The 10466-nt window shown below is 71.1% G+C and carries 13 protein-coding genes; 3 read left to right on the top strand and 10 right to left on the bottom strand.

Annotated elements, in window-relative coordinates:
• From O3Q52_RS39995 to O3Q52_RS39980, 4 genes are all read right to left on the bottom strand, one after another.
• Positions 1–1028 (bottom strand): ROK family glucokinase (locus O3Q52_RS39995; RefSeq protein ID WP_269653476.1); only part of this gene is annotated, 1028 nt, incomplete at its 3' end.
• Between the two features lie 174 nt (positions 1029–1202).
• Positions 1203–2018 carry an ATP-binding cassette domain-containing protein gene (locus O3Q52_RS39990; protein WP_269653475.1) on the bottom strand — a complete coding sequence of 272 codons (816 nt, stop codon included), beginning with the start codon at positions 2016–2018 and terminating at the stop codon, positions 1203–1205.
• 14 nt (positions 2019–2032) lie between these two features.
• Complete coding sequence (locus tag O3Q52_RS39985) at positions 2033–2161, bottom strand: hypothetical protein (RefSeq protein ID WP_269653478.1); 129 nt, start codon at positions 2159–2161, stop codon at positions 2033–2035.
• Between the two features lie 98 nt (positions 2162–2259).
• On the bottom strand, positions 2260–2997 hold the full coding sequence (locus tag O3Q52_RS39980; protein WP_269653477.1) for a GntR family transcriptional regulator: 738 nt from the start codon (positions 2995–2997) through the stop codon (positions 2260–2262).
• A gap of 129 nt (positions 2998–3126) precedes the next feature.
• On the opposite strand from O3Q52_RS39980, the gene O3Q52_RS39975 reads away from it, so the two are divergent.
• Complete coding sequence (locus O3Q52_RS39975) at positions 3127–4239, top strand: Gfo/Idh/MocA family oxidoreductase (RefSeq protein ID WP_269653474.1); 1113 nt, start codon at positions 3127–3129, stop codon at positions 4237–4239.
• 71 nt (positions 4240–4310) lie between these two features.
• On the opposite strand, the gene O3Q52_RS39970 is transcribed toward O3Q52_RS39975, so the two are convergent.
• From O3Q52_RS39970 to O3Q52_RS39960, 3 genes are all read right to left on the bottom strand, one after another.
• Positions 4311–5495, bottom strand: a complete 1185-nt coding sequence (locus O3Q52_RS39970) for a cytochrome P450 (protein WP_269653473.1) — start codon at positions 5493–5495, stop codon at positions 4311–4313.
• A 41-nt stretch (positions 5496–5536) separates the two neighbouring features.
• Positions 5537–6208, bottom strand: coding sequence for a response regulator transcription factor (locus O3Q52_RS39965; RefSeq protein WP_269653472.1), 672 nt, complete (start codon positions 6206–6208; stop codon positions 5537–5539).
• Positions 6209–6336: 128 nt separating this feature from the next.
• A complete protein-coding gene (locus O3Q52_RS39960) occupies positions 6337–7599 on the bottom strand; it encodes a sensor histidine kinase (protein ID WP_269653471.1) in 1263 nt (420 codons plus the stop codon).
• A 179-nt stretch (positions 7600–7778) separates the two neighbouring features.
• On the opposite strand from O3Q52_RS39960, the gene O3Q52_RS39955 reads away from it, so the two are divergent.
• Positions 7779–7982 (top strand): hypothetical protein, encoded by a 204-nt coding sequence (locus O3Q52_RS39955; protein WP_269653470.1) that lies wholly within the window; start codon positions 7779–7781, stop codon positions 7980–7982.
• A 39-nt stretch (positions 7983–8021) separates the two neighbouring features.
• On the opposite strand, the gene O3Q52_RS39950 is transcribed toward O3Q52_RS39955, so the two are convergent.
• From O3Q52_RS39950 to O3Q52_RS39940, 3 genes are all read right to left on the bottom strand, one after another.
• A complete protein-coding gene (locus tag O3Q52_RS39950; protein ID WP_269653469.1) occupies positions 8022–8414 on the bottom strand; it encodes a ribonuclease domain-containing protein in 393 nt (130 codons plus the stop codon).
• A 130-nt stretch (positions 8415–8544) separates the two neighbouring features.
• On the bottom strand, positions 8545–9174 hold the full coding sequence (locus O3Q52_RS39945) for a dihydrofolate reductase family protein (protein WP_269653468.1): 630 nt from the start codon (positions 9172–9174) through the stop codon (positions 8545–8547).
• A gap of 132 nt (positions 9175–9306) precedes the next feature.
• Entirely contained in the window at positions 9307–10131 is an 825-nt protein-coding gene (locus O3Q52_RS39940) for an AIM24 family protein (protein WP_269653467.1), read from the bottom strand.
• Between the two features lie 130 nt (positions 10132–10261).
• On the opposite strand from O3Q52_RS39940, the gene O3Q52_RS39935 reads away from it, so the two are divergent.
• On the top strand, positions 10262–10466 hold a 205-nt coding region (locus O3Q52_RS39935; RefSeq protein ID WP_269653466.1), incomplete at its 3' end, for an SDR family NAD(P)-dependent oxidoreductase.

Genomic DNA, 10466 nt, shown 5'->3' with positions numbered 1-10466 from the left:
CGCGCGATCCGGGCCTCGGGGCGGTAGCCGCGGCCGGTCAGATGCCGTCGGAAGGCGTCGCGGGCCGGGCCGATCAGCAGGTCGTCGGCCGCGCTGACGCCGCCGCCGATGACGAAGCAGGACGGGTCGAGGGCCGCCGCGAGGTTCGCGATGCCGACGCCGAGCCACTGGCCGATGTCCTGGAGGAGCTCGATGCACATGGCGTCGCCCTCGCGGGCCAGCTCGGTGATCATCGGGCCGGTGATCTCGGAGATGTCGCCCTTGACGTGCTCGATGATCCCGTATGCCACCGGGGAGTCGGCGGCGGCGAGTTCGCGGGCCTCGCGGACCAGCGCGTTGCCGGAGCTGTACTGCTCCCAGCAGCCGCGGTTGCCGCAGGGGCAGCGGTGGCCGCCGGGCACGACCTGCATGTGGCAGAACTCGCCGGCGACGCCGAACTTGCCGCGCTTGACCTGGCCGTCCTCCAGGATCGCGCCGCCGATTCCGGTGCCCAGCGTGATCATGACGAGGTGGTCCTCGCCGCGGCCGGCACCGAAGCGCCACTCGGCCCAGGCGGCGGTGTTGGCGTCGTTGTCCACCAGGACGGGCACGGCGAGGCGGCCCGAGATGCGGTCCCGGAGGGGCTCGTTGCGCCACGACAGGTGGGGCGCGAACAGGACGCGGTTGCGGTCCGCGTCGACCCAGCCGGCCGCGCCGATGCCGACCGCGTGCACGTCGTGCCGGTCGGAGAGGTCCAGGACCAGCTCGACGATGGTGTCCTCGACGACCCTGGGGCTCTTGGACTTGTCGGGGGTCTCGGTGCGGACCTTCTCCAGGATGTTGCCGTCCGCGTCGACGACTCCCGCCATCACCTTCGTACCGCCGATGTCGATGCCGACGGTCGGGACGCGCGGCGCCGTCAGGTGTGAACGGCGCTCGCGTGTGCCCACGGTGCGCAGGACGGTGGCCCGGCGGGAGCCGATGGGGGCGCCCGCGGCTCTGGCGGAGCCGAGCGCCCTGGGGAGTGCGAGGTCGCGGTAGGTGCTCATCGCGCCGATTCTGCCGCACGTGGGGGTTTGGCTGCACGGCGGCGTCCTTCGCCGCGCTTGGAGCCGCCCTGGAAGGCTGCCCGCCGTCCGCTGTCCGCGGGACCGCTGTGGCTGGTCGCGCCGACGCGGCGGAGCCGCACACCGATACAGCCCCGCGCCCCTGAGGGGGGCGCCCTAGGGTGCGGAGTTCTCCAGCTCGTGGCGCAGGTCGTCCAGCTCCGTTCCGCCCGCCATTTGGCGGGTCAGTTCGTCCAGGGTGATCTCGTCGCGTGTGTGGCTGCCGGTCATCGTGCCGCGCTTGAGGAGGACGAAACGGTTGCCCACGAGGTAGGCGTGATGCGGGTTGTGGGTGATCAGGACAACGCCGAGGCCCGCGTCACGTGCGGCGGCCACATATTTGAGGACCATGCCGGACTGCTTCACCCCGAGGGCCGCGGTGGGCTCGTCGAGGACGAGGACCTTGGCGCCGAAGTGGACGGCGCGGGCGATGGCCACGCACTGGCGCTCGCCGCCCGAGAGGGTGCCGATGGGCTGGTCGACGTCGCGCAGGTCGATGCCCATGCGCAGGAGTTCCGCGTGGGTCGTCCTGCGCATGAGGTCGACGTCCAGGCGCTTGAAGGGGCCCCTGCCCTTCCGCGGCTCGGAGCCGAGGAAGAAGTTGCGCCAGACCGGCATCAGGGGCACGACGGCGAGGTCCTGGTAGACCGTGGCGATCCCTCGGTCGAGGGCCTCGCGCGGGGACGCCGGACGGGCGTCCTCGCCGTCGATCCGGAAGGTGCCGGCGTCGTGCCGGTGCAGTCCCGCGATGATCTTGATCAGGGTCGACTTGCCGGCGCCGTTGTCGCCGAGGACGCAGGTGATCCCGCCCGCGTGGACCTCCAGCGAGACACCCTCCAGGGCGCGGACGTTGCCGTAGTACTTACTGACGTCGTCGAGCTCGACGAGGGCCGTGCGCGCGGTGGTGCGCGTCGTCCCGGCGGCCTCGTTCATCTCGCCGCTCCGCGTCACTTCGTGGCCTCCGCGCGCTTGCGGACCCAGGCGTTCAGCAGGGTCGCGAGGAGCAGCATCGCTCCGAGGAAGAACTTGAACCACGAAGCCGTGCCCTTCTTGAATCCGATACATGGAGATACCAAGTATCGGACACGGCGATCACCCATTCGGACGGCGGGTACCGCGCGAGCACGTCACGGCGACCCGGGCGCGCATGTGGCGCACGCCGAGTCGTACGAGGTCAGGGGCGTACGAGCAGCTGGAACTCGAAGGAATAGCGCGAGGCGCGGTACGTGTGGGTGCCGAACTCGACGGCTCGGCCCGTGTCGTCGAAGGTGGTGCGCTGCATGGTGAGCAGCGGGGCTCCCTCGGGCTCGCCGAGGCGCTCGGCCTCCACGACCGTGGCGGCGCGGGCACCGACGGACTGGCGGGCGCTGTGCAGGGTGATGCCCGCGGCGCGCATCAGCCGGTACAGACCGGTGGCCTCCAGCTGCGAACTGTCCAGGTCGAGGAGGCCGGGCGGCATGAAGTTGCAGAGGTACGCCATCGGCTCGCCGTGGGCCAGGCGCAGCCGCTCCACCCTGTGTACGTCGCTGCCCTCGGCCACCGAGAGGGCGGCCGCGACCTCGGCCGACGCCGGGACGACGGTGTTGACGAGGACATGGGTCGCCGGGCGCTGACCGGCCGCCTCCAGGTCGTCGTAGAGGCTGCTCAGCTCCAGTGGTCGCTTGACCTGGCTGTGCACGACCTGGGTGCCGACGCCTCGACGGCGTACGAGGAGGCCCTTGTCCACCAGTGACTGGATGGCCTGGCGGACCGTGGGCCGGGACAGGCCGAGACGTCCGGCGAGCTCGATCTCGTTGCCCAGCAGGCTGCCCGGAGTCAGGGCGCCGTGCTCGATCGCGGCTTCGAGCTGCTGGGCGAGCTGGAAGTACAGCGGCACCGGGCTGTTCCGGTCGACGCTGAGCTGGAGCGGCACGGTCGGGTCCACGTCTGGTTTGGGCACGGGGCCGAGCGTAGCTCCGGGGGATGATGACGGGAAGTTGTGAGGTTCGATTGTCCGGACAAAGCGTTGACAGGGTGTAGGGTCCGCCCTCAGTTTGGTCCCATGCGCATCGGACTCATCGGGACGGGTCGAATTGGTACATTTCACGCGACCGCCCTCAGCCGGCACCGCGAAGTCGGCGGCTCTCTCATCGTCACGGACGCGGACACCGCACGCGCCCGTCGGCTCGCGGACCGCTTGGGCGCCACGGCGGCACCCGGCGTGGACGAGATCTTCACCTGGGGCGTGGACGCCGTGGTGATCACGGCCGCCACCTCGGCACACGGCGAACTGATCGGTCGGGCAGCACGGGCCGGGCTTCCGGTGTTCTGCGAGAAGCCCATCGCCCTCGACCTGCGGGACACGTTAACGGCCATCGCGGAGGTCGAGACTGCGGGAACGATCCTGCAGATGGGGTTCCAGCGGCGCTTCGACGCCGGGTACACGGCCGCGCGGGAAGCGGTGCGCTCCGGCTCGCTCGGGCGGCTGCACACCGTGCGCGCCATGACCTCCGACCAGTCTCCGCCGCCGGTCGCCTACCTGCCGCTGTCCGGCGGGCTGTACCGGGACACGCTCGTGCACGACTTCGACATGCTGCGCTGGGTGACGGGCCGCGAGGTCACCGAGGTGTGCGCGATGGGCTCGGACGCCGGGCCCTCCATGTTCCGCGACGCGGGCGACATCGACACGGCCGCGGCCGTCCTCACCCTGGACGACGGCACGCTCGCCTCCGCCACGGCGACCCGGCTCAACGGCGCCGGGTACGACGTGCGCATGGAGCTGGCCGGGGAGCTGGACCAGATCGGGGTCGGGCTCGACGACCGTACGCCGATCGCCTCCACGGAGCCGGCCGGGCCGCCTGCCGCGACGAAGCCGTGGACCGGGTTTCTTGAGCGGTTCGGGCCCGCGTACGAGGCTGAGCTGCATGCGTTCGTCGAGGTCGTGCGGGGGGAGCGGGCCAACCCCTGTGACGGGCGTGAGGCGTTGCAGGCGTTGCGGATCGCCGAGGCGTGCGAGTTGTCTCGGCGCGAGCGCCGAGTGGTGCGGCTTGGGGAGATCGCGGGGTGCGTGACTGAGGGGTTCCGCCCCCGCCGCCCCTACCCAATCCCGTCCCTTACTCAGGGGCTCCGCCCCCGAACCCCCGCCAAAAGATTGCGCAGTTCCCCGCACCCCTAGGTCTTTAGGGGCGCGGGGAACTGCGCGACCAGCCACAGCCGGGCCCGCACCCGACGACACCCAGGAGATCCTCACCAGCGGACCGGCAAGGTTCGTACCCCCCGCATCAGCGTCCCCGGCAGCCAACCGCCGGCGGGCCCGTCGAGGGCAAGGCCGGGGCAGCGGTCCAGCAAGGTGCGGAGCGCCACCCTCGCTTCGAGACGGGCCAGCGGGGCGCCCAGGCAGTAGTGGATGCCGTGGCCGAAGGCGACGTGGCCACGGGCGTCGCGCCGGATGTCGAACCGGTCGGGGGCCGGATAACGGACCCCGTCGCGGTCGGCCGCCGTAAGGCCGACCATCACCGCCTCCCCCGCCTCGACAGCCGTACCGGCGATCTCCAACGCCTCCGCCGCGTACCGGAACGTCGCGTTCTCCACCGGCCCCTCGTACCGGAGCATCTCCTCCACGGCCCCGTCGAGCAGTGTCATGTCGCCCCGCAGCGCGGCGAGTTGGTCGGGATGGGTGAGCAGCGCGTGGACGCCCCCGGCGAGGAGATTGACCGTCGTCTCGTGACCGGCGATGAGCAGCACGAACGCCATGCCGCGCAGCTCCTGCGGCGAGAGCCGGTCGCCGTCCTCGGCGGTCGTGCGGATGAGGCTGCTGAGCAGGTCGTCGGCGGGCCCGGCGCTCTGCTTGAACTCGATCAGGTCGTTCAGATACGCGGCGAGTTGGACGAACGCCTCGTACTCACTCTCCCCGCTGGTCGGCGCGACGGCCTCCGACGAGATCGCGCGGAACGCCGCCCGGTCGATCTCCGGCACCCCGAGCAGTTCGCAGATGACGGTGAGGGGCAGCGGATAGGCGAAGGACTCCACGAAGTCGGCGCGGCCGTGCGGCAGCATCTCGTCGAGCAGGGTGTCCGTGATCTCCTGGACGCGCGGCCTGAGCTTCTCCACCCGGCGCCCGGTGAACTCACGGGCGATGAGGGACCGCAGCCGTGTGTGCTGCGGCGGGTCGGCGACCAGCAGGTACTTCCCGATCAGCTGCTCGTCGAGGAACGTCACGCCGATCTTCTGGCCGTCCTTGGCCAGGCGGGGGTCGGCGAGCGCGGCCCGCGCCTCCTCGTACCCGACGATCAGCCAGGTCTCGTGGTGCGCGTCGGGCGCCGGCAGCCGCACCCGGTGGACCGGTCCGAGCTCGCGCAGTTCCGCGTACACCGGATGCGGGTCCTCCGTGAAAGCCGGCCCGTACTTCCCGAGATCGATCACGTCCACCATGCGCTCCCCCCTCCGTCCGCTCCAACGGCCACGGTCCTCGGCTAGTGCCCGTCCCCCTCCAGGAGTCCGGCGTCGTACGTCAACAGGGCGATCTGCACACGGTTGTTGAGGTCGAGCTTGGCGAGGATGCGGGAGACGTGCGTCTTGACGGTGGCGACGCTCATGAACAGTTCGGTCGCGATCTCGGCGTTCGAACGGCCCTGGCCGACGGCGACGGCGACCTCGCGCTCACGGTCGTTGAGCGTGGCGACGCGCGTACGGGCGCTCGTGCGCCGGGTGTCGGCGGAGGTGCCCGCGGCGTGGGCCATCAACTGCCGGGTCACGGTGGGCGAGAGCACCGGATCGCCCGCCGCGACCCGGCGTACCGCGTCGAGGATCTCCGCGGGCGGGGTGTCCTTGAGGACGAAGCCGGCCGCGCCCGCGCGCAGTGCCCGCAGCACCTGGTCGTCGGCGTGAAACGTGGTCAGGACGATGATCTGCGGGGCGTCCTTGCGGATCCGGAGCCGTTCGGTGGCCGCGAGGCCGTCCACCGTGGGCATCCGGATGTCCATGAGCACCACGTCGGGGCGCGTGCGGTCGACCAGCGCCTCGACCTCGCTGCCGTCGGCGGCCTCGCCCACGATCTCGAGGTCGTCGGCGCCGCCCATCATGAAGGAGAGGCCGGCCCTGACCAGTGGGTCGTCGTCGACGAGGAGCAGACGGATCGGAGTCATGGGCTTACCGTAGTGACCCTTCTTCGCGTGACCTTCTGCTTTTCCCCAGCTCATCCGCGGAAGTGCCCCTCACTCGGCCGACACGGCCGTGCGCCCGGCTCGCGCTCCGGCTCGGGCCGAGGACATGCTCACCCCCAGGGCAGCCACGCGCTCACCTGGAAGCCGCCGTCCTCCCCGGGCCCGTGCTCGAAGCGCCCGCCCGCGAGCGTGGCCCGCTCGGTGAGACCGATGAGCCCCTGGCCGGAACCGGGGACATGGGGCACATCGCCGGGCGGCGGCGGATTGCGTACGGAGATGGTGAGACCGTCGCCCGGAAGTCCGGCCACCGTGACCGTGACCTCCGCGCCCGGGGCGTGCTTGCGGGCGTTGGTCAGGCCCTCCTGGGCGATGCGGTAGGCGGTGCGGCCGACGGAGGCGGGGACCGTGCCGGCGTCCGTGACGCGGTTGTCCAACGTGACCTTCATGCCGGCCTCACGGCTCTCGGAGACCAGTCCCTCCAGGGCATCGAGGGTCGGCTGCGGCCGCCCGGACTCCTCGGCGCCGTCACCGGAGGCCCGCAGTACGCCGATGATCTCCCGCAGATCCTGCAGCGCCTCGTGCGCGCTCTCGCGGATGACCCCCGCGGCCCGCTCCACCTCGACCCGGGGCGCGTCCGGGCGGAACTCCAGCGCCCCGGCGTGCACGCTGAGCAGGGTCAGCCGGTGGGCCAGGACGTCGTGCATCTCGCGCGCGATCGCCTCCCGGGCCAGCCGCTGGGCCTGCTCGGCCCGCAGCGCCGACTCGGTCTCGGCCCGCCGCGCCCGGTCCCGCAGGCTCAGCATGAGCTGGCGCTTGGAGCGCGCGAGCGTGCCCCAGCCGACCACCGTGGCGGTCAGCAGCCAGCCCAGGGCGACGATCAGGATGTACGGGACCTCGGGATCGGGGCGCAGCCAGTAGAAGAGGGGCATCAGGGCCGCGGAGGCGCCGCCCGTCCAGGCGGCGTACTTGAAGGGCCGGTGCACGGCGACCGTGAACAGGGCGACCAGGCCCGCACCGCCCGCCGTGTTCGAGATGAAGCAGACCGGGACCATCGCCACGGCCAGGCCGACCGGCCAGCGCCGCCGGAGCCAGACCGCCGCGCAGGCGAGCGCGCCGAGCCACTGGTCCACGGCTTGCAGGGCGTACGGGATGTCGGTGTTCCCGGACATCTCGTCCGCGCCGATCAGCCCCACCGTGACGGCGATCAGGAAGCAGGCGAAGTCGATGAGCCAGTCGCGCGCGGTGCGCTTGGGGCGCCTCTTCCGGCCGGACTGGTCGGGGTCGGGGTCGAGTTCCGCGGTGACGGCCGACGGCAGAAACCACCGGCGCCCTGGGACGGGCGGAGGCTTCGGCAGTGGCGCGACATCACTCACAGTCGACAAATCTACGCATCGTTGTCCGCTCGCACCGCCCCTGCCGCCCGATCACCGACCAAAGTCGTCGCGCGACAGACTTTGGACGCAGCCGCGGCGAGCCGGCCGGGGACTTCCGGCGGGCGTACCTCGCCCCGCGGCCGATGAGAGTGGGGGGTCCGCGGGGCGAGGATCCTTGCATGAAGCAGGTGCTGGAGTTTCTCGGTGTGGTCGCCCTCGTTCAGGGCGTGGCGGGCCTGGTGTACGAGTTCACCGGCCGGCTGCGCGGCTGGGGCCTCGTACAGCGACTCGACTTCCTCGACGGCCGCGAGATCTACGGGAGCGTCGCACTGCTCGTGCTGGCGTTCGCGCTGTTCGCGGCGGCCGAGAGCCGGAAGCCCTGACGAGCAGGGACCGGGCTTCCGGCGGACGACACGTCCCGGTCAGCAGCTGTAGTTGACCAGCCTGAACGAGGCGTAGTGGTCGGAGGTGTAGTAGTCCTCCTGGCTCCTGTTGCCCGTGACGATGCGACGCGCTCCGCGCGTGGACGAACCGGGCGTGATCACCGTGTACTCGTGGTAGTACCCGGTGCTCTGCGAGGGCAGGATGCCTTCCCTGTTCTGGAAGACGCTGCCGTCCTGGGAGTAGGGGTAGGGACCGCCCTGCTCGATGAGGTCGAGCGTGTCGTGCGCCTGGGACGGCAGCGATCCGTAGCAGATGCTGCCGACGGCGGTCACCGCCGCGTTCGCGGGAACGGTGGCGGCGCCGCCGATGAGCAGGGCGGACGTGAGGGCGACCAGAGCGCCGATGCGAGTGGTGCGTGGGGGGAATCTCATGCCCTCTAGCATGACGCGCGTAGACCATGGCATGTCAATGCCAAGGACGGTCATTTCGTCCCGCAAGTCGGATGAGTTTTCCGGGAGTTAACCTCCGACACGAGACCCCCGCACGGGAGCGTCCCGGCCGCTACGCACTCCCCTCCGGCAGTTCGTACGTGCCGTACTCCGGGCGTCCTGCCAGGTCGTACGAGTGGATGGCGACGCCCTTGCTCGTGAGCCGAGCGCCGGCGTGCTTGAACGCGGTCGGTACGGCGCCCTCGGCGAAGAGACGGCGGCCCGTGCCGAGTACGACCGGGAAGGACAGCAGGTGCATGGTGTCGACGAGGTCGAGCGCCAGGAGGGACTGGGCGAGGGCGGCACTGCCGTGGACCTGGAGCTCTCCCTCGGTGTTCTCCTTGATCGCGGTGACCTCCTTGGCGAGATCGCCGCCGATCACCGTCGTACCGGCCCATTCGGGCTGCGTGATGCTCGACGAGGCGACGTACTTCGGCAGGGAGTTGAGCTTCCCCGCGACCGGGTGGGCCGGGTCGGTCACCTTCGGCCAGAACCCGGCGAAGATCTCGTACGTGTGGCGGCCGAGCAGGAAGGCGCCCGCGCGGCCGAAGACCTCGGTGATGAACTGCCCGAAGTCCTCGTCGTCGTACGGGAAACTCCAGCCGCCGTGCTCGAACCCGTCACGGCGGTCCTCTTCCCGGCCGCCCGGGGCCTGGTGGACGCCGTCGAGAGTGACGAAAGCGGTGAGAGTCAGCTTGCCCATGGCGTGCCTTCTTCCGAAGCGGGGTGTCCTGTCATCAGCTCAGACCCTCTGGACACCCGCAACTCATCGGCCGCCCGCCGATGAATCCGACCCGCGCGTACGTGCGCGGATCCGACCCGCGCACCTTCGGGGCTAGCCCGCGTTCGTCGAGAACAGGCCGCCCGTCGGGCCCTGCTTGTCGCCGCCCTGGGCCTTTCTGAGGGCGTTGGCCAGGCTCTCGATCGTGAGCGACTGCAGGATCACGCGGCCGTTGCCCTCCAGGGTGGCGAGGGAGAGGCCCTCGCCTCCGAAGACGGCGTTCATCACGCCCTGCCGGTTGAGCCCGCCGACGCGCTGCACCCCGTACTGGATGCCCGCCTCGAAGGCCACCACACAGCCGGTGTCGACGTCGACACGGCCGCCGAAGTCGGCAGGGTTCAGGTCGATGAAATTGCCCGCGCCCGCGATGATCACGGTGCCCCGGCCGGTGAACTTCTCCAGGACGAAGCCCTCGCCGCCGCTGCGGCCGGTCCTGCCGCCCTGGAAGGCGATGCCGAAGTCGACGGTGGACTCGGCCGCGACGAAGGCGTCCTTCTCCGCGAACCACGCGCGCGTGCCGTCCAGCTCCAGGGCCCGCATCTCGCCCGGCAGCACACCTGCGAACCCGACGGTGCCCTCGCCGCCGGTCGACGTGAAGTACTGGAACGCCAGCGACTCGCCCGCGAGCGCGCGCTGGCCGACCTGCATGGCCGTGCCCATGGCCTGCCGCAGCATTCCGCCCATGCCACCGCCTGCGCCGCCCGCACCGCCCTGGGGCTGGCCGCCGCCGCCCGAAGGTCCGGAGAGCCGTGTCTCCATGGTCACGTTCGCCGTCTTGAACAGGAACTTTCCCGCCTCGCAGTACACCGTCTGGCCGGGCTGCAGGCTGACGACCGCCATCTGCATGGCGTTGCCGACGATTTCTTGCTGAAGAGTCACGACGGGAGAACGCTTGAAGCGGAGGGGAGAGTTCCGGGTGGCCCCCGCATGGGTGACGGCGGTGTTCGCGCCCGACCTCGGTGTCCGTTCGCCGCCAGCATTCCGCCGGGGCGGCCGCTGGGATGGACCCATGACCTCACAAGCAACCATGAACGGAACAGTGGCCCTCGTGACCGGCGGCAGCCGCGGGATCGGTGCCGCGACCGCCGTGCGGCTCGCCCGGGAGGGCGCGGATGTCGCCCTGACCTACGTACGCGACAAGGAGGCCGCCTGCGACGTCGTGGACCGGATCCGGGCGCTGGGGCGGCGGGCCCTCGCCCTCCGCGCCCGGATCC

It is taken from the genome of Streptomyces sp. ActVer, from assembly GCF_027270795.1.
Taxonomy (GTDB): Bacteria; Actinomycetota; Actinomycetes; order Streptomycetales; family Streptomycetaceae; genus Streptomyces; species Streptomyces umbrinus_A.
This window is presented reverse-complemented; position numbering and strand designations above follow the sequence as displayed.